Origin of the sequence: Lentzea rhizosphaerae, assembly GCF_042649515.1 — a bacterium.
Taxonomy (GTDB): domain Bacteria; phylum Actinomycetota; class Actinomycetes; order Mycobacteriales; family Pseudonocardiaceae; genus Lentzea; species Lentzea aerocolonigenes.
The window spans coordinates 27922-44457 of record NZ_JBHRZI010000038.1; the positions used below are offsets into that span (position 1 = coordinate 27922).

A 16536-nucleotide genomic window follows, 5' to 3' on the forward strand; every position below is an offset into this window, starting at 1 on the left:
ACTCCATACCGGTAGGGGGTATCTGACCGACACACGTGTACCTCGGTCAGAAACGTTTGTCAGGTGAGGACTGGAGCCGGGCTCATCCCGGCTCCAGCGACGACATCAGTGGTGGTCGTGATGACCTTCGTGAGCCTCGTGGTCGTGACCACCGTGGTACTGGTGCACGACCGCGTGCCCCTTGCCCCGCGAGATCAGCCACCGGTTGACCGGCACGGTGATCACGAAGGCGACGGCGAGCGCGAAGGCCAGTGCCGTCCAGAACAGCCAGCTGGTCAGACCCGCGTCCATCGCGCCCGGCACCAGCAGCATCACCGCGTTGTCGACGATCTCCATCACGGCGATCGACACGGTGTCCGCGGCCAGCGCGACGCCGATCGCCGCCTTCAGCGGCAGACCCGACTTGAGCACGGGACGGATGGTCAGCGCGTACCCGAAGAAGAACGCGAGCACGACGGCCAGCGCGACCGTGGCGAGGTTCGACCAGCCCAGCGCGGTACCGATGATCATGCCGAGCACCTCGCCGATCGCGCAGCCCGTGAGGCAGTGCAGCGTGGCGGAGATGGCTTGCCTGGTCAGGCTCGCGGGTGCGGCGCCGTGGTTCATGACTCCTCCTTCAGTTCGGAGCGAACCATACCCCTGGGGGGTACCCGTATCAAGTGTTCATCCGAGCTGGACTCCTTTGCCCTGCAGCCACGCCAGCGGATCGAGCTTTCGTCCGGCTTGGTCCCACAGCTCGAAGTGCAGGTGCGAACCGGTCGAGATGCCGCGGTTGCCCATCTCGGCGATGACCTGACCGGCACTCACCCGTTGTCCTTCACGGACGGAACAGCTGTTGATGTGACCGTAAATCGCGGTGGTTCCATCCGTGTGCCGCACCCGGATCCAGAGACCGAAACCGCTCGCGGGACCGGCTTCCAGCACGACACCGTCCATGGTGGACCGGATCGGCGTGCCGATCCGGTTGGCGATGTCGAGGCCGTAGTGCGTCGTTCCCCAGCGCGGACCGTAGTTCGACGTGATCGTGCCCGCGGTCGGAGCGAACACCTTGATCTTGCGCGCCTGCTCGGCCTCGTAGGCAGCCTTGCGCCGGGCCTCTGCCTCGGCCTCCCGCTGCTCGGTCATGCGCATGCTCTTCTTGAGCTGGCCGACCTCGTCGTGCGTGGGCGCACGGGTCAGCAACAGGGTCGGCGTGACGTCCCCGCCGAGGCCGGACAGGTTCGCAGCCAGTCCCACGCCGGCGTTCACCTGCGGAGCCGGCGCGGACACGTCGAGTTGAAAGGCCGAGACCGCGGCACCTGCGGCGACACCGGCGATGACCAGGTGAGCGGACAGCCGGGGACGGGCTGCTGCGGCGTGTTTCGCCACTGGTCAGCCAACGATTCGGCGTGCGCCGATGTAGTGGCCGTCACCGCGGATCGCACGCACGTCCACGAGCTGACCTTCGGTCGGGGCGTCCACCATCTTGCCCTCGCCGACGTACATCGCCACGTGGTGGATCGCCGCGGGATTGCCGGTTCCGTCGTCGTAGAACACCAGGTCACCGGGCAGGAGTTCGTTCTGCGCGACGGGTTTGCCGACACGGTACTGATCCACCGCCACGCGCGGGATCGTGATCCCGGCCGCCGCGTACGCCCACTTCGTCAACCCTGAGCAGTCGAACGCGTTCGGGCCGTTTCCGCCCCACTGGTACTGGGAGCCCCGCTTGGACAACGCGGCCTGCAGCGCCGTGTTCGCGGCACCGGGCGGCCCGAGGTAGGCGCCGGTGTCCTTGACCTGCCCCATGCCCAGCGAAGACTTCTGCGCGGAGCTGAGGTTGTTCACCGCCTTGCGCAGCTCGCCGATGCGACCGTCGAGGTCGGATTTTCGCTGTTTGAGCTCGTCCGCGTGTTTGGCGGCCTCCTTCGCCGACTGCTCTGCACGCTGCTGCTGCTCGTCCGCCTTCGCGACCGCCGTGGACAGCGCGTCGAGCGCTTCGGCGTTGTCCGCGGCCAGGAGCCGGAGTGCGGACATCCGGTTGAGGAAGTCCTGCTGGGAGTCGCTGACGAGCAGCGCGGACAGCTGGTTGAACCGCGCTCCCTGGAACGTCGACTCCGTCAGCACGTCAACCCGGCCACGCAGTTGTTCCGCGGCACGCCGCGCCGCGTTCACGTCCGCGGTCGCCTGCGTGAGCTCCACCTGCTTCGCGTCCAGGTTCTCCTGCGCCTTGAGGACCTCGTCGTTGAGCTTCTCCGCCTGCCCGCTCAGCTCCTCGTACTGCTTGACCGGATCGACCGCCGGCTGCGCTCCCGCCGGAACGGCTCCGGCGAGCACCAGAGCCGCGGCAGCAGCCACCGAACCTCGAAAACTGCTTCGTTGCAACATCACGTCGGCGGAAGCTACGGGAACTTCACCCCAACTGTCTACTATTGGACTTAGTAGTTCACCGGGATTGAACCGATCCGGGTGCCGGACCCGTAAGACACGTTGATGAGATCTACTAGGTACGGTAGTTGCATGGTCGCCGGCACACGTCACACAGCCACTCAGTGGCTGCTGCTGTGCGTGCTGTTCCTGGGCGTGGTCGGGATGCATCACGTCGCCACCAGTGGCGACATGAGCTCTGGCCACGGCATGGCGACCGCGACCGCGCACCACGAGCACTCACCCGAGGAGCCTGCACCCTCCTCCCCCGGCCACGACATGCTGCATTTGTGCGTCGCGGTGCTCTGCGCGGTCGTGTCCCTGCTTCTTCTGGCCTGGTTGCTGGTGCGCTCGACACCCCGCAACACCGCTCGAACTCACGAGTCCTCGGCGTGGCCGCGCGCACCGGGTCGCCCACCACCCGTCGGTGGCCGCGCGTTGCTCAGCTCCGTCTGCGTGCTGAGGTTGTGATCTGCCCGGTTCCCACGCGATCACAGTCCACGAAGCACAGATGAGGAACACCGGGAATGAAGAAGTCCTTGATCGGGATCGCCGCCGCCGGGGCCGCTGTTGTCGCGCTCGTCGCAGGGTGCAGCGGGAACGACATGGCCGGCATGAACCACAGCTCGTCGCCGACCGCTCCGGCGGCCACCGGCAGTGGTCAGGCCGCGGGCAACAACGCCGACGACGTGACGTTCGCACAGGGCATGGTGCCGCACCACCAGCAGGCGCTGGACATGGCGAAGCTCGTGCCGTCGCGCAGCACCAACGCGAAGGTGCTCGACCTCGCGAAGCGGATCGAGGGCGGGCAGGATCCCGAGATCCAGAAGATGAACGCGTGGCTCAAGGCGTGGGGCGCACCCACTTCGATGCCGGGCATGGACCACGGCTCGATGCCCGGCATGTCCGGGATGATGAGCGCCGAGGACATGAAGATGCTCGAGCAGTCGAAGGGTGCCGCGTTCGACAAGATGTGGCTCGACATGATGATCAAGCACCACGAGGGTGCGGTCGCGATGGCGAAGACGGAGTTGCAGAAGGGCAGCAACGCCGACGCCAAGAAGCTGGCCCAGGACATCATCGACGCTCAGCAGAAGGAGATCGCCGAGATGCAGGATCTGCTGAAGGCGGTCTGACGCGGTGAGCGGTGGGGCGGCGGACGTGGAGGGAACCACGTCCGCCGCCCCACCGCGGCACAGGTCTTGGCGTGAAGATCCGGAACGGCCTGTCGCGTATTCTTGGCCCCGCTGAAAGGGTGTGCGATGCGCGGACTGGGTGAACTGGAAGCAGCGGTGATGGACGTGCTGTGGCACGCCGGTGAGCCGCTGCGGGTGCGTCAGGTGCTCGAACGCCTCGACACCGGCAAGGACCTCGCCTACACGACCGTGATGACGGTGATGGACAACCTGCACCGCAAGGAATGGCTCACCCGCGAGCGCGACGGCAAGGCCTACCTGTACGCCGCGACAGTGACCCGCGCCGAGGCCGCGGCGAACGCGGTGCGCGAGATCCTCAGCGCCTCCGGTGACCCGCAGGCCGCCCTGCTGCACTTCGCTCAGACGGCCTCCGCAGAGGAGTCCGACGTGCTGCGCAAAGCGTTGCGGAGGAAGGCCCCGAAGAAATGACAGTGGCCCTCGCGCTCCTCCTCGGATCCGCTCTGGTCGGGTGGCTGGCACCCCGCCAGCTCGTTCGGCTCGCGGACCCGGTGGTGGCGCTGGTCGCGTGGCTCGTTTCCGTCGTCGCCGTGATCGTCACGGCCGCCGGCGCCGTGTTCCTGCTGTTCCTCCCCGATCACGGGCTCGGGGCCCTGACGGTGTTCCACCACTGCTGGGACTCGTTGCAGCACGGCAGCGGCCCCACCGTCGAGGCGGTCAGCGGCTTGACGGGTGCGGCTCTGCTGACAGCTCTGCTCGCCCGTGTCGCCGTCGTGGGCCGCCGCACCGCACGCCAGCGGGCGCACGAGGGCCGGCAGCACCTGGACGTCCTGCGGATCGCGGCCCGCCGGGATCCGGGCCCGCACCCGACGCTCTGGCTGGAGCACGACCGTCCACTGGCGTTCAGCCTCGCGGGAAGACCAGGCGTCGTCGTCGCCACGGACGGGCTGCACCGCCACCTGACCCCGGCGCAGGTCGAGGCCGTGCTGACCCACGAACGGGCACATCTGGAGGGACGCCACCACCTCCTGGTGACCATCGGCGACGTCGTGGCCGCCACCCTGCCGTTCCTGCCGCTGTTCAAACGGGCGGCGATCGCGGTCCGCGAGTTCGTCGAGATGGCGGCCGACACAGCGGCTGTGCGTGCTCACGGCGCGGAGAACGTGCGCGTCGCGTTGCTGCGAGTGGCCGGGCACGGTGTCCCTGGCGCGGCCCTGGCGATGAGCAGGGACGCGGTGGAGACCAGGCTCGCGCGGCTGCAGCAGCGGCGCAGCGCCCCGAGCACGGTGCGGAGGCTGCTGTCGTGCGGTCTCGCCGGAGCCGCGGCCATGGCGCTGCCCGCCATCGCGGCCGTCGGCGCGTTGACGGCCCTGATGCTGATGGTCTGCCCGTACAGCTAGAGCGGAACAAGCACCACCTACGTAGCCGGTTAGTAGATAATGCTGCTGGACGGCGACGGAGGCGTGTGATGCAAGGACTCGGCGAGCTGGAAACAGCCGTGATGGAAGTGCTGTGGCGCGATCCCGGCCCGCAGCGGGTTCGTGACGTGCTGGACGTGCTCAACACCGAACGCGACCTCGCCTACACCACGGTGATGACGGTCCTGGACAACCTGCACCGCAAAGGCTGGGTCTCCCGGGAACGAGACGGCAGGGCGTACCGCTACGTCGCCACGAGAAGCCGGGAGGACGCGGTGGCCAACGCGTTGCGCGAACTGCTGGACTCCACGAAAGATCCGGAGTCGGTCTTGCTGAGGTTCGCGCGGTCGGTCTCACCGCGCGAGTCCGAGGTCCTGCGCCGCGCCCTCGACGACACGGCGGCGGACCAGTGATCCTCGCCGTCGCACTCCTGGCAGGTGCCGCGATCGTGGGGTTCACCGCGCCACGATTCCTCGAACGCATGACCGCCGGCCAGGTCGCGCCGTCCGTGGTGATCGCGTGGTGGTTCGCGACCGGTTTCAGCGTGCTGCTCACCGCGCTCAGTGGAGTCGTGCTGATCCTCGTCCCGGGCCACGGGCCTGCGCGCTGGCTGCTCGACCGGGTGCACGAGTGCTGGTCGGCCATGACCCACGGCAGCGTTCCCGCGCTCGACGACGTGCTGGGCACGTTCGGTGCACTGCTGATCGCCGGCGCGCTGGCCAGATTCGGCCTGGCCGCGTTCCGACGGCGGTCAGAGGCGATCAAGCTCCACAGCAGGCAACTGGGGCTCCTTCGTCTCGCGGCAAGGCGGACTCCCGGCGACGAGCCGCTCATGTGGCTCGACCACGGCCAGCCGCTGGCGTACAGCGTCGCCGGACGACCGTCGTTCATCGTGGCCACCACCGGTCTCACGGACCACCTGTCCGACGAGCAGGTCGCGGCCGTGCTCGCACACGAACGGGCTCATCTCCGCGGCCGTCACCACGCTTTGACCGGCCTCGCCGACGCGGCAGCGTCAGCCATGCCGTTCGTGCCGCTGATGCGCCAGGCCCCTGCCGCCATCCGCGTGCTGGTCGAGATGGCCGCGGACTCCGCAGCCGCCGCTGCCCACGGCGCGGAGACGGTGCGCTCGGCCCTCATGCGCGTGACGACCGGTGGTTCGCCTGCCGGCGCTCTCGGCATGGCGGACAACTGCGTCGAGCTTCGGCTCAGCAGGCTGGCACGCGCGTCACGTCCCAGGCCGTGGTTGCGCGCGGGCGCCCTGGTGGCCACGGTGGTGGCCGCACCGGCACTACCCGCAGTGGTGGGCATCGGGCTGTTCGCCTTCACCTCGACCTTCTACTGCCCCACGTGAAGCACTTACTCCACATAGGACACGACGCTCATCATGCCCGCTTCACCGTGATAGATGTTGTGGCAGTGGGTCAGCCACTGGCCGGGGTTGTCGGCCTTGAAGTCCACCTCGACGGCACGTCCCGGCAACACCAGCACGGTGTCCTTGCGCGGCCCGTCAGCGCGCACCTGGAAGGTGTGTCCGTGCAGGTGCATCGGATGGAACATCTGCGACCTGTTGTCGAACCTCAGGCGGACCTGCTGCCCTTCCCGGATCGGCAACCCGTCGTTCGGGTCGTAGACCTTGCCGTTGATCGTCCACGTGTACTTGTCCCCCGGCCCTTCCAGGACGAGCTCGTGCACCACGTCAGGCTGCCTCACCGGCAGGGCGACACGTTCCGCCGCGCGAAGTGACGTCGACATGAGGACTGGCAACGCCATCAGCTTCTTCACCAGGCCGTCATCCGCCGAGACCGGCTGTGCAGCAGGATCGCGCAGCACCACCTGGGCGTACTGGTCCCGCCCCTCCGCCACGGCGAGCACCGGGACGGAACCGGCAGGCATGGTCACGACCGCGTCGAGTCGTTCCCCCATGCCGACGAGGACGACGTCCGCCTCCTGCGCCTGCACCGGAAAGCCGTCGGTGTGAGTGATCCTGAGCCGGGAACCGGGGACGCCGACCCGGAACGCGGTGTCAGCCGCCGCGTTGATCAGCCGGAGCCGCACCCGCTGTCCTGCCTTCGCCTCGATCGCCTGCGGGTCGCGGAAGGTCCGCCCGTTGGCCAGGACGTGCGGGTAGGTGACGTCACCCGCGTCGCCGCCGAGCAGTTCCGACTTCGGCATGGTCATACCGGGCATGGCGCTGTGGTCCATGCCGCCCATGCCGTTCTTCTTCAGGTCCTCGAGCGCCGCGTCCGGCGTGCGGTCGACGCCGTCGAGCCAGTCGTCGAGCACGATCACCAGCTCGGTGTCGTAGTCAGCGCCGTCGTCGGGGTCCTCGACGACGAGCGGCGCGTACAACCCCCGGTCGAGCTGCACACCCGAGTGCGGGTGGAAGAAGTAGGTGCCCGCATCCGGCACGGCGAACTCGTAGGTGAAGGACGTACCGACACCGATGTCGTCCTGGGTCAGTCCGGGAACACCGTCCATGTCGTTGCGCAGCGCGATCCCGTGCCAGTGGATGCTCGTCGGCTCCGGGAGCTGGTTCTTCAGCTCGACCTTCAGGATCTCGCCTCGCCGGACCCGGATCTCCCTGCCCGGCAGCTGACCGCCGTAAGCCCACGTCTGGACCTCGACGCCGCCGAGGTCCACCCGGGCGGAGACCGCGTTGAGCGTGACCGAGGTGCTGCGGGCACCCGCGAGGCGCCGCGCCCGCTCCACCTCCGCCACCCGTGGCGATCCAGGGCCGATGCGCCTACCGGCCGGATCAGCACTGGACGCGCACGCCGTCAGCCCGGCCGTGGCGGCGAGACCGACGCCGAGCCGGAGAAAGCTCCGGCGTCCGATCGGACCGCGGCTGTCTGAAGTGGTCATGCCCATCCCATCAAGTCGGTAACTACTATGATTGATAGTAGAACATGTCAGACGTGCACCACGTCACACGCGAACCCTGGTAAACCCCTACCCCCCTAGGGTATGTTCAACCCAAGCGCCCGCCGTTCCCCCGGTCAAGTTCGGACCGGCCGCGCGGTGGACCGATCGACAGGAGCGAGACGTGCACGGCTACACCGACAACAAGGACGCCCACCTGCGCCGTCTGAAGAGGATCGAGGGCCAGGTCCGCGGACTGCAGCGGATGATCGAGAACGACGACTACTGCATCGACGTCCTCACCCAGATCTCCGCGGCCACTCGCGCGTTGCAGGCTGTCTCGCTGGGACTGCTCGACGAGCACCTCAAGCACTGTGTGAGCCAGGCCATCACCGACGGTGGTGCGGCAGCCGACGAGAAGATCGCGGAAGCCAGCAACGCCATCGCCCGCCTGGTCCGCTCCTGACCTCTCCATCCCCACCCTTCTTCGAGGAGAACGACCCATGGCCGAGTCCACCTACACCGTCAAGGGCATGACCTGCGGACACTGCGTCAGCTCGGTGACCGAAGAGGTCAGCGCGATCAGCGGCGTGCAGCAGGTCGACGTCGACCTCCCCACCGGCAAGGTCACGATCACCAGCGACGCGCCCGTCGCGGAGGACGCGGTGCGTGCCGCCGTCACCGAGGCCGGCTACGAGCTGGTCGGCTGAGACCGCTTCGAGGGGGAAAAGATCATGAAGACCGGCCAGAAAGTCGCCGCCTACGGCCTCGCGCTGGCGATCGTCTTCGGCGGGACCTGGGCGGCCGGTGCCGCGATCGGCCCGTCCGGCGGTAGCCCGTCGGACGCGGCCGGCGCGGTGAACCACGGCGAGCACCAGGCCGAACCGGCGAAGATCCCACCGGGACTGTCCGTTTCGGAGAACGGCTACACGCTGCAGCTGCACGAGAAGGAGTCCCTGGGCTTCCACATCAGCGGACCGGACGGCAAGCCCGTCACGAAGTTCGCCGTGGAGCACGAGAAGCGCCTGCACCTGATCGTCGTCCGCAGGGACGGCTCGCAGTTCCGCCACGTGCACCCGGAGATGACGCCGGACGGCATGTGGTCGGTGCCGCTCACGCTCACCGAAGCCGGCACCTACCGGGTGTTCGCCGATTTCAAGCCGGAGGACGGCCCGAAGACCACTCTCGGCGCCGACCTCCAGGTCGCGGGCGACTACCAGCCGCGCACCTACGCCGACAGCACCACGTTCAGCGTCGACGGCTACGAGGTGACCCTCAACGGTGAGCTGAACGCCGGCACCGCGTCGACCGTCACCATCGCCATCAGCAAGAACGGCAAGCCGGTGACGGACCTGCAGAACTACCTGGGCGCGAAGGGACACCTGGTCGCGCTGCGTGCGGCCGACCTCGCGTACCTGCACGTGCATCCCGAGGACAGCGCCGAGGTGAAGTTCGCCGTCGAGGTTCCCACGGCCGGCCGATACCGGCTGTTCCTGGACTTCCAGCACGAGGGCCAGGTCCGCACCGCCGAGTTCACCGTCTCGACGGTGGGCACCGCGACTCCGGCCGCGCCGCAGACCCACGAGGAAGGAGAAGGTCATGGCCACTGAAACCATCGAGATCTCGATCGGCGGCATGACCTGCGCCTCCTGCGCCGCGCGGATCGAACGCAAGCTCAACAAGCTCGACGGTGTCGAGGCGTCGGTGAACTACGCGACCGAGAAGGCACGCGTCACCTTCCCCGGCGAGCTGACTCCCGCCGATCTCGTGAAGGTGGTCGAGGACACCGGCTACACCGCCGAACTGCCCGCACCGCCTGCCTCAGACGCCGTCCAGGTTGAAGAGGCAGACCCGACGCGATCGCTGCGGCAACGCCTGATCACCTCCGTGGTGCTGTCGGTGCCGGTGATCGCACTGGCGATGATCCCGGCGCTGCAGTTCACCTACTGGCAGTGGCTGTCGCTCGCACTGGCCGGACCTGTCGTGACCTGGGGCGCGTGGCCGTTCCACAAGGCGGCGTGGACGAACCTGCGGCACGGCGCCGCCACGATGGACACGCTGATCTCCGTCGGTGTGGGCGCGGCGTTCCTGTGGTCGCTGTACGCGCTGTTCCTCGGGACCGCGGGCACGCCGGGCATGACGCACGGTTTCTCGCTCACGATCGAGCGGATGTCCGGGGCCGGCAACATCTACCTCGAGGTCGCGGCGGGCGTCACGACGTTCATCCTCGCCGGCCGCTACTTCGAAGCGCGCTCGAAGCGACGCGCGGGTGCCGCGTTGAAGGCGCTGCTCGAGCTCGGCGCGAAGGACGTCGCCGTGCTGCGGGACGGCCGCGAGGTCCGCATCCCGACCGGTGACCTGCGCGTCGGCGACGAGTTCGTGGTGCGGCCCGGCGAGAAGATCGCCACCGACGGCGTCATCGAGGAAGGCACCTCGGCGGTCGACGCCAGCATGCTCACCGGCGAGTCCGTCCCTGTCGAGGTCGGCGTGGGTGACGCCGTTGTGGGCGCGACCGTCAACGCGGGCGGCAGGCTCGTCGTGCGTGCGACCCGCGTCGGCTCCGACACGCAGCTGGCGCAGATGGCCCGGTTGGTCGAAGAGGCGCAGAGCGGCAAGGCCGAGGTCCAGCGCCTGGCCGACCGGGTGTCGGCGGTGTTCGTGCCGATCGTGATCGCGCTCGCAGTCGGCACGCTCGGCTTCTGGCTCGGCACGGGCAACGGCGTCGGCGCCGCGTTCACCGCCGCTGTCGCGGTGCTGATCATCGCTTGCCCGTGCGCACTGGGCCTGGCCACGCCGACCGCGTTGCTGGTCGGTACCGGTCGCGGCGCCCAGCTCGGCATCCTGATCAAGGGCCCGGAGGTGCTGGAGTCGACTCGCCGTGTCGACACCGTGGTGCTCGACAAGACCGGCACCGTGACCACGGGCCAGATGAGCCTCGTCAGCGTTCACACCGACGAGGACGAGGAAGAGGTGCTCCGCCTGGCCGGTGCGCTGGAGCACGCCTCGGAACACCCGATCGCCAAGGCCATCGCCAGGGGCGCGGCCGAGCGGGTCGGCGACCTGCCCGCCGTGGAGGAGTTCCAGAACCTGGAGGGGCTGGGCGTTCAGGGCGTCGTCGGGGAGCACGCCGTGCTCGTCGGCCGGGAACGCCTGCTCGCCGAGTGGAGCGTTCACCTCGACTCGACGCTCGCCGAGGCCAAGAAGGCAGCCGAGGAACAGGGCCGCACCGCCGTGATCGTCGCGTGGGACGGCAAGGCACGCGGTGTGCTCGTCGTCGCGGACACGGTGAAGCCCACGTCGAAGGAGGCGATCCAGGGGTTGCGCACGCTGGGCCTGCGTCCAGTGCTGCTGACCGGTGACAACGAAGCCGCCGCGAAGGCGGTGGCCGCTGAGGTCGGCATCGACGAGGTCATCGCCGAGGTGCTGCCCGCGGACAAGGTCGACGTCGTGAAGCGTCTCCAGGACGAGGGTCGGGTCGTGGCGATGGTCGGTGACGGCGTGAACGACGCCGCCGCGCTCGCCCAAGCCGATCTGGGACTCGCGATGGGCACCGGCACCGACGTCGCGATCGAGGCCAGCGACCTCACGCTGGTGCGCGGTGACCTGCGGGCCGCCGTGGACGCGATCAGGCTCTCGCGCCGGACGCTGGCGACGATCAAGGGCAACCTGTTCTGGGCGTTCGCCTACAACGTGGCGGCGCTCCCACTGGCCGCTCTCGGCCTGCTCAACCCGATGATCGCGGGCGCCGCGATGGCGTTCTCGTCGGTCTTCGTGGTCAGCAACAGCCTGCGCCTGCGCGGATTCCGCAGCGTCAGCAGCTGATCCACTTCACGCGAAGCAGCGTCCTCGGCCACCCGGTCGAGGACGCTGTCCGTGAGGGCGTCCCGCACAGCCGGCCTCCGTTGATCAGCGTATGGGGGTCGTGTGCGGGTACTCCGTGATCGTTGGATCGAGAACGGAGGAACGCGTTATGACGCAGGCGATGGAAATGCTGCGGACCTACCCGGCCGATCTGGGTGAAGTCGACCGCGACGCGCTGGCGCGCTGCATCGAGGCCTGCTTCGAGTGCTCTCAGGCCTGTACCGCGTGTGCGGACGCATGTCTGAGCGAGGAGCAAGTCGCCGAGCTCGTGAAGTGCATCCGCACAGACCTCGATTGCGCGGACATCTGCGACACCACCGGCCGCGTGCTTTCCCGGCACACGGGCTACGACGCGAACGTCACGCGAGCCATGCTCGAAGCATGCGCCACGGCGTGCAAGACGTGCGCCGACGAGTGCGAACAGCACGCGTCCCACCACGAGCACTGCCGGGTGTGCGCCGAAGCTTGCCGTCGGTGCGAGCGCGCGTGCCGGGAGCTGATCGCCTCCCTGAGCTGACTCCGCATGATGAGGTGGTGGGGCTGCACGCGGGCCCCACCACCACGACGTAGTCACGTCGAAGAGATCCATCGCTCGATCTGCGGCCAGCGCGACCATCACCGGCCCCCTCGTTCAGAGCCGAGACCGGGGTGCACCGCGCACCATGAGGAACGCGCAGCGGCTCGATCAGTCCGGACGCCCACGCTCCCCGTTGACGATCTACCGCAGACCGCCGGGTGGATCTTGTGGTGGTTGCCACGATGGCTCAAGATCAGCGGACTGATCGACACCAGCGCCTGATCACTCTTCAGCGAGCGACACCGACTCAGTTCGAAGACCGGCGGCTCCTGCCGCGGGGCGCTGTCGCCGCAGGGGTGCGGAGGTCTTCGAGCAGTTCCATCTGACCGGTGATGACGCCGGTGAGGATGAGCCTTGCGACGGCGAGCAGTTCGGCGACGTGCGGGCTGGTCAGCGAGTAGAAGACGTTCGAGCCTTCTTTGCGGGTGGTGACGAGTCCGGCGCGGCGCAGCACGGCCAGTTGCTGCGAGAGGTTGGCGGCTTCGATGCCGACCTCGGGCAGCATCTCGGCGACGGAGTGCTCGCGCTCGCTGAGCAGCTCGAGCACCCGGATGCGTGCCGGGTGGCCGAGGGTTTTGAAGAACTCCGCCTTGACCTGGTACAGGGGCCTGCTCATCGGTGCCCCTTCCCTTCGACCGTCGTCATGGTGCTGATCCTCCCTGGTTGATCCCTGCGGATGCGACTCGGGATGCATTTCAACAGGGTTCAGCAGTTGCTAATCTTACCAAGTCAGCAATCCTGGTCACCTCGCACGACTGCGGGAGGGCAGGTATGAGCGAGCCCAAGACGGCGGATGTGATGTGCCGGCGGGTCATCACCGCGGCGCTCGACACTCCGTTCAAGGAACTCGTCGGCTTGATGATCGCTCACGAGGTGAGCGCGATCCCCGTGGTGGACCCGGCCGGCAGACCGGTGGGGATCGTGTCCGAGGAGGATCTGGCGACGAAGCTGGAGTTCCGCGGGGGCGCGGCGAATCCGCCGGTCCTGGGAGGCGCGCTCACGCGGGCGCGGTGGCACAAGTCGTCCGCTACTGCCGCAGCTGATCTGATGACCACCCCGGCGGCGACCGTCACGGAGGGTGTGAGTCTGTGTGCCGCGCTGCGGCAGCTTGCAACTGGGCGTGCACACGCGCTGTGCGTGGTGAACTGTTCGGGCACGCTCGTGGGGATCCTCACCCGGCGCGACGCGCTGCGACTGTTCCTCCGTGGCGATGACGCGATCCGCACTGACCTCGAACGGCAGCTGCTTCCAGCTTCGTCGACAGTGCACCGGGTCGCGGTGCGCGTGTCCAGCGGCCTGGTCACACTGGACGGCTCGCTGTGTCTGCGCAGCGCCACCGAGCGGGCCGAGTGGATCGCGCGTGCGGTTCCGGGTGTGATCGCGGTGCGCAACAGGCTGACCTTCGACGTCGACGACCTGATGATCACCGGACTGTAGGACCGCTGTCTCAGTCGAGGCGATGCCGCAGCGCCTCGAGTTCGTCGTGCAGGGCGGTGGGGAGCTTGTCGCCGATGGTGGCGAACCACGCCTCGATCAGCGGGAGCTCGGCGCGCCACTCGTCGTGGTCGACGGCGAGCGCCTGGCGGATGTCGAAGTGCGACGACGGGTCGAGACCGCGCAGGTCGAGTGCTTTGGCGCCGGGGACCCAGCCGATCGGGGTCTGGAACGCGGTCGCGTGGCCTTCGATGCGGTCCACCGCCCATTTGAGGACGCGGGAGTTCTCGCTGAAGCCGGGCCACAGGAAGCGGCCGTCGTCGCCGCGGCGGAACCAGTTGACGTAGAAGATCTTCGGCAGCTTCGCGGTGTCGGCACGCTTGCCGGTGTCGATCCAGTGCTGGAGGTAGTCCCCGGCGTGGTAGCCGATGAACGGCAGCATCGCCATGGGGTCGCGGCGCACCACACCCACCTCACCGGCGGCCGCGGCGGTGGTCTCCGAGGAGAGGGTGGCGCCCATGAACACGCCGTGTTGCCAGTCGAACGACTCGGTGACCAGCGGGACGGTGGTGGCGCGGCGGCCGCCGAAGAAGATCGCCGAGATCGGCACGCCCTGAGGGTCGTCCCACTCGGGCGCGGTGGCAGGGCATTGGGTGATCGGGGTGCAGTAGCGGGAGTTGGGGTGGGAAGACAGGTCCTCGGAAGCTGGTGTCCAGTCGTCGCGACGCCAAGAGGTGAGGTAGTCCGGCGGGGTGTCGGTGCAGCCCTCCCACCAGACGTCGCCGTCGTCGGTCAAAGCGACGTTCGTGAAGATGGAGTTGCCCTTGGCGATGGTGCGCATGGCGTTGGGGTTGGTGTTCCAGCCGGTGCCGGGTGCGACGCCGAAGAAGCCGTTCTCCGGGTTGACGGCGTAGAGGCGTCCGTCGTCACCGAAGCGCAGCCAGGCGATGTCGTCGCCGAGCGTTTCGACCTTCCAGCCCGGAATCGACGGTTCGAGCATGGCGAGGTTGGTCTTGCCGCACGCCGAGGGGAACGCGGCGGCGATGTAGTGGACCGTGCCGTGGGGAGAGGTGAGTTTGAGGATGAGCATGTGTTCGGCGAGCCAGCCCTCCTCTCGCGCCATCACGCTCGCGATGCGCAGGGAGTAGCACTTCTTGCCGAGCAGGGCGTTGCCGCCGTAGCCGGAGCCGTAGCTCCAGATCGTCCGTTCCTCGGGGAAGTGGCTGATGTACTTGGTCCGGTCGCACGGCCACGGCACATCGGTCTGTCCAGGCTTCAACGGCGCGCCCACGGAGTGCAGGCACCGCACGAAGTCCGCGTCCTCCCCGAACAGCGCCAGGGCGTCGGAACCCGTACGGGTCATGATGTGCATGGAGATCACCACGTACTCGGAGTCGGTGATCTCGACGCCCAGCAGGGGTTTGTCAGCTGTGAGCGGTCCCATGCAGAACGGGATGACGTACATGGTGCGACCCGCCATGCTGCCGCGGTACTGCTCGGTCATGATGACCTTCATGTCGAGCGGGTCCATCCAGTTGTTGGTGGGACCGGCGTCGGCTTCGTCGGCCGAGCAGATGTACGTGCGGTCCTCGACCCGCGCGACGTCGGTGGGGTCCGAGGCGCACCAGAACGAGTTCGGCTTCTTGTCGAGCCGCACGAGCGTGCCCGCCTGCACCAGTTTGTCGGTCAACCGGCGCCATTCCAGTGGCGAGCCGTCGCACCACACCACTCGGTCGGGGGTGGTCAGCTCCGCGACCTCGGACACCCACTCCAGCAGCTTCTGGTGTGTGGTCGGCGCGGTCATCGTGCGGCTCCTCGGTGCAGTGCGTCGGTGGCGAAGTCGGTGATCTGGCGGGTGAGGGTGTCGTCGGCACGCCGGGGCAGTTGTTCGCCCGGCGGGGTCGCGACGGAGAGGGCGACGGCACAGGCGTGCTGCACCTCCGGGGTCAGCCGCGCGTGCGGATGCCGGGTCAGCGCGTGCAGGAGACCCGGCAGGGCGAGCATCGGGTCGCGGGCGGGGTCCGGCACGATCACGGCGGGTGCGGCGTGGCGGGGCCACGCGAAGCGGCCACCTCCGCCGACCAGGTTGATCACCGCGTCGGCGTCGGCGGCGATGCGGCGCAACGGGAACGCGAGCGCGTCAACGGGATTCCAGGTGGTGATGTCCCGGATGCCCGCGGTCAGCAGGACGGGGTTCAGCAGCGGCATGGTGTTGGCGCCCGCGATGACGACCCGGCTGGTCTCCGGCGTGCGGCCGGCGCGGGCCAGCATGGTGAGCACCGCCGCCGTCAGTGCGATGGCCGTGGTGTCCTGATCAGTGAGCACCGGGATGCCGACGACGGAGTTGCGCGCTTTCTGCACGCGTTCGGGCGTGGCTCGGACGAGAAGCACAGCGCTGGTGCCGGCCGGGAGGTTGTGCAGCCCGTAGTCCGAGGCGATCATGCGGGTCTGCAGCCCTGCCTGCTCTTCGACCAACGCGGCGTAGCGGCGCAGGACGGCGGTGGTGGCGCCGATTCCACCCACCACGGCGACAACGGCACGTTCCGCGGTCAACGTCCGAGTCCCGAGTTCTCCAGCAGCGCCGGGTCGAACCAGCGGGTGGTGTCGACGCCGTGCTGGGCGGCCCGGTCGAGCAGGTCGCGGATCCGGGCGCCGTGCAGGTGGATCTCGTACTCGTGGCCGGCTTCCACCGCCTGCTTCAGCATCTCCTCCGCCTCGGAGACCCTGCTTCGCAGCTCTGCTTCGAACTCGCTCATCATCCTCGACATCTCCCTCGTCCGCAGACTCCATGATCTGCGGACTTAAAGAACTATGCAACTCTTTGGGT

General features: G+C 68.3%; 20 protein-coding genes and 1 pseudogene. 12 read left to right on the forward strand and 9 right to left on the reverse strand.

The features are described from left to right. Positions 1 to 105 precede the first annotated feature (105 nt). From ACFOWZ_RS39775 to ACFOWZ_RS39785, 3 genes are read right to left on the reverse strand one after another with little or no spacing between them, the layout of a single operon-like run. Positions 106 to 606: a DUF4396 domain-containing protein gene (locus ACFOWZ_RS39775; RefSeq protein ID WP_382379135.1), complete on the reverse strand. Its 501-nt coding sequence runs from the start codon at positions 604 to 606 to the stop codon at positions 106 to 108. Between the two features lie 57 nt (positions 607 to 663). After that, positions 664 to 1368 carry a M23 family metallopeptidase gene (locus ACFOWZ_RS39780; protein WP_382379136.1) on the reverse strand — a complete coding sequence of 235 codons (705 nt, stop codon included), beginning with the start codon at positions 1366 to 1368 and terminating at the stop codon, positions 664 to 666. A 3-nt stretch (positions 1369 to 1371) separates the two neighbouring features. Beyond that, positions 1372 to 2334, reverse strand: a complete 963-nt coding sequence (locus tag ACFOWZ_RS39785) for an NlpC/P60 family protein (protein ID WP_382379137.1) — start codon at positions 2332 to 2334, stop codon at positions 1372 to 1374. A 162-nt stretch (positions 2335 to 2496) separates the two neighbouring features. Between ACFOWZ_RS39785 and ACFOWZ_RS39790 the strand changes: the two genes are divergently transcribed. From ACFOWZ_RS39790 to ACFOWZ_RS39815, 6 genes are all read left to right on the forward strand, one after another. After that, positions 2497 to 2874: a DUF6153 family protein gene (locus ACFOWZ_RS39790; RefSeq protein ID WP_382379138.1), complete on the forward strand. Its 378-nt coding sequence runs from the start codon at positions 2497 to 2499 to the stop codon at positions 2872 to 2874. A 56-nt stretch (positions 2875 to 2930) separates the two neighbouring features. Then, positions 2931 to 3539, forward strand: coding sequence for a DUF305 domain-containing protein (locus ACFOWZ_RS39795; protein WP_382379139.1), 609 nt, complete (start codon positions 2931 to 2933; stop codon positions 3537 to 3539). Between the two features lie 126 nt (positions 3540 to 3665). Continuing rightward, positions 3666 to 4028 (forward strand): BlaI/MecI/CopY family transcriptional regulator, encoded by a 363-nt coding sequence (locus ACFOWZ_RS39800; protein ID WP_382379140.1) that lies wholly within the window; start codon positions 3666 to 3668, stop codon positions 4026 to 4028. Next, entirely contained in the window at positions 4025 to 4957 is a 933-nt protein-coding gene (locus ACFOWZ_RS39805) for a M56 family metallopeptidase (protein ID WP_382379141.1), read from the forward strand. Before ACFOWZ_RS39800 ends, ACFOWZ_RS39805 begins: the two co-directional genes overlap by 4 nt. 68 nt (positions 4958 to 5025) lie before the next feature. Then, positions 5026 to 5388, forward strand: a complete 363-nt coding sequence (locus tag ACFOWZ_RS39810) for a BlaI/MecI/CopY family transcriptional regulator (RefSeq protein ID WP_382379142.1) — start codon at positions 5026 to 5028, stop codon at positions 5386 to 5388. Continuing rightward, on the forward strand, positions 5385 to 6329 hold the full coding sequence (locus tag ACFOWZ_RS39815) for a M56 family metallopeptidase (protein WP_382379143.1): 945 nt from the start codon (positions 5385 to 5387) through the stop codon (positions 6327 to 6329). Before ACFOWZ_RS39810 ends, ACFOWZ_RS39815 begins: the two co-directional genes overlap by 4 nt. Before the next feature lie 5 nt (positions 6330 to 6334). Here ACFOWZ_RS39815 and ACFOWZ_RS39820 read toward each other — a convergent pair whose 3' ends face one another. Further along, a complete protein-coding gene (locus ACFOWZ_RS39820; protein WP_382379179.1) occupies positions 6335 to 6730 on the reverse strand; it encodes a multicopper oxidase domain-containing protein in 396 nt (131 codons plus the stop codon). 147 nt (positions 6731 to 6877) lie between these two features. Further along, positions 6878 to 7846 (reverse strand): annotated as a pseudogene (locus ACFOWZ_RS39825) (multicopper oxidase family protein); the annotation flags it as partial. A 175-nt stretch (positions 7847 to 8021) separates the two neighbouring features. Between ACFOWZ_RS39825 and ACFOWZ_RS39830 the strand changes: the two are divergent. The 5 genes from ACFOWZ_RS39830 (at position 8022) to ACFOWZ_RS39850 (ending at position 12215) form a co-directional block, all read left to right on the forward strand. After that, positions 8022 to 8303, forward strand: a complete 282-nt coding sequence (locus tag ACFOWZ_RS39830; protein ID WP_030469931.1) for a metal-sensitive transcriptional regulator — start codon at positions 8022 to 8024, stop codon at positions 8301 to 8303. 37 nt (positions 8304 to 8340) lie between these two features. Continuing rightward, positions 8341 to 8547, forward strand: a complete 207-nt coding sequence (locus ACFOWZ_RS39835) for a heavy-metal-associated domain-containing protein (RefSeq protein ID WP_030469930.1) — start codon at positions 8341 to 8343, stop codon at positions 8545 to 8547. A 24-nt stretch (positions 8548 to 8571) separates the two neighbouring features. Beyond that, positions 8572 to 9447 (forward strand): hypothetical protein, encoded by an 876-nt coding sequence (locus tag ACFOWZ_RS39840; RefSeq protein WP_382379144.1) that lies wholly within the window; start codon positions 8572 to 8574, stop codon positions 9445 to 9447. Then, positions 9437 to 11659: a heavy metal translocating P-type ATPase gene (locus ACFOWZ_RS39845; RefSeq protein WP_382379145.1), complete on the forward strand. Its 2223-nt coding sequence runs from the start codon at positions 9437 to 9439 to the stop codon at positions 11657 to 11659. The genes ACFOWZ_RS39840 and ACFOWZ_RS39845 overlap by 11 nt, the downstream gene beginning before the upstream one ends. Positions 11660 to 11807: 148 nt before the next feature. After that, entirely contained in the window at positions 11808 to 12215 is a 408-nt protein-coding gene (locus tag ACFOWZ_RS39850; protein ID WP_382379146.1) for a four-helix bundle copper-binding protein, read from the forward strand. Positions 12216 to 12522: 307 nt separating this feature from the next. Here the strand turns inward: ACFOWZ_RS39850 and ACFOWZ_RS39855 are convergent, their stop codons facing one another. Then, positions 12523 to 12891, reverse strand: coding sequence for an ArsR/SmtB family transcription factor (locus tag ACFOWZ_RS39855; protein ID WP_382379147.1), 369 nt, complete (start codon positions 12889 to 12891; stop codon positions 12523 to 12525). A gap of 155 nt (positions 12892 to 13046) precedes the next feature. Between ACFOWZ_RS39855 and ACFOWZ_RS39860 the strand changes: the two genes are divergently transcribed. Next, on the forward strand, positions 13047 to 13712 hold the full coding sequence (locus ACFOWZ_RS39860; RefSeq protein ID WP_382379148.1) for a CBS domain-containing protein: 666 nt from the start codon (positions 13047 to 13049) through the stop codon (positions 13710 to 13712). Between the two features lie 10 nt (positions 13713 to 13722). Here the strand turns inward: ACFOWZ_RS39860 and ACFOWZ_RS39865 are convergent, their stop codons facing one another. Genes ACFOWZ_RS39865 through ACFOWZ_RS39875 form a run of 3 tightly spaced genes read right to left on the reverse strand, consistent with a single transcriptional unit; the run spans position 13723 to position 16465 of the window. Continuing rightward, positions 13723 to 15513: a phosphoenolpyruvate carboxykinase (GTP) gene (locus ACFOWZ_RS39865; RefSeq protein WP_382379149.1), complete on the reverse strand. Its 1791-nt coding sequence runs from the start codon at positions 15511 to 15513 to the stop codon at positions 13723 to 13725. Then, positions 15510 to 16262, reverse strand: a complete 753-nt coding sequence (locus tag ACFOWZ_RS39870) for a hypothetical protein (RefSeq protein ID WP_382379150.1) — start codon at positions 16260 to 16262, stop codon at positions 15510 to 15512. The genes ACFOWZ_RS39865 and ACFOWZ_RS39870 overlap by 4 nt, the downstream gene beginning before the upstream one ends. After that, positions 16259 to 16465, reverse strand: a complete 207-nt coding sequence (locus ACFOWZ_RS39875; RefSeq protein WP_382379151.1) for a hypothetical protein — start codon at positions 16463 to 16465, stop codon at positions 16259 to 16261. Before ACFOWZ_RS39875 ends, ACFOWZ_RS39870 begins: the two co-directional genes overlap by 4 nt. Between the last annotated feature and the right edge of the window lie 71 nt (positions 16466 to 16536).

Bases quoted from the DNA above. Each gene is read 5' to 3' on its own strand.
- ACFOWZ_RS39775 (WP_382379135.1), bottom strand. From the start codon at position 606: ATGAACCACGGCGCCGCACCCGCGAGCCTGACCAGGCAAGCCATCTCC.
- ACFOWZ_RS39790 (WP_382379138.1), top strand. From the start codon at position 2,497: ATGGTCGCCGGCACACGTCACACAGCCACTCAGTGGCTGCTGCTGTGC.
- ACFOWZ_RS39795 (WP_382379139.1), top strand. From the start codon at position 2,931: ATGAAGAAGTCCTTGATCGGGATCGCCGCCGCCGGGGCCGCTGTTGTC.
- ACFOWZ_RS39800 (WP_382379140.1), top strand. From the start codon at position 3,666: ATGCGCGGACTGGGTGAACTGGAAGCAGCGGTGATGGACGTGCTGTGG.
- ACFOWZ_RS39805 (WP_382379141.1), top strand. From the start codon at position 4,025: ATGACAGTGGCCCTCGCGCTCCTCCTCGGATCCGCTCTGGTCGGGTGG.
- ACFOWZ_RS39810 (WP_382379142.1), top strand. From the start codon at position 5,026: ATGCAAGGACTCGGCGAGCTGGAAACAGCCGTGATGGAAGTGCTGTGG.
- ACFOWZ_RS39820 (WP_382379179.1), bottom strand. From the start codon at position 6,730: ATGTCGACGTCACTTCGCGCGGCGGAACGTGTCGCCCTGCCGGTGAGG.
- ACFOWZ_RS39835 (WP_030469930.1), top strand. From the start codon at position 8,341: ATGGCCGAGTCCACCTACACCGTCAAGGGCATGACCTGCGGACACTGC.
- ACFOWZ_RS39840 (WP_382379144.1), top strand. From the start codon at position 8,572: ATGAAGACCGGCCAGAAAGTCGCCGCCTACGGCCTCGCGCTGGCGATC.
- ACFOWZ_RS39845 (WP_382379145.1), top strand. From the start codon at position 9,437: ATGGCCACTGAAACCATCGAGATCTCGATCGGCGGCATGACCTGCGCC.
- ACFOWZ_RS39850 (WP_382379146.1), top strand. From the start codon at position 11,808: ATGACGCAGGCGATGGAAATGCTGCGGACCTACCCGGCCGATCTGGGT.
- ACFOWZ_RS39855 (WP_382379147.1), bottom strand. From the start codon at position 12,891: ATGAGCAGGCCCCTGTACCAGGTCAAGGCGGAGTTCTTCAAAACCCTC.
- ACFOWZ_RS39860 (WP_382379148.1), top strand. From the start codon at position 13,047: ATGAGCGAGCCCAAGACGGCGGATGTGATGTGCCGGCGGGTCATCACC.
- ACFOWZ_RS39865 (WP_382379149.1), bottom strand. From the start codon at position 15,513: ATGACCGCGCCGACCACACACCAGAAGCTGCTGGAGTGGGTGTCCGAG.
- ACFOWZ_RS39875 (WP_382379151.1), bottom strand. From the start codon at position 16,465: ATGAGCGAGTTCGAAGCAGAGCTGCGAAGCAGGGTCTCCGAGGCGGAG.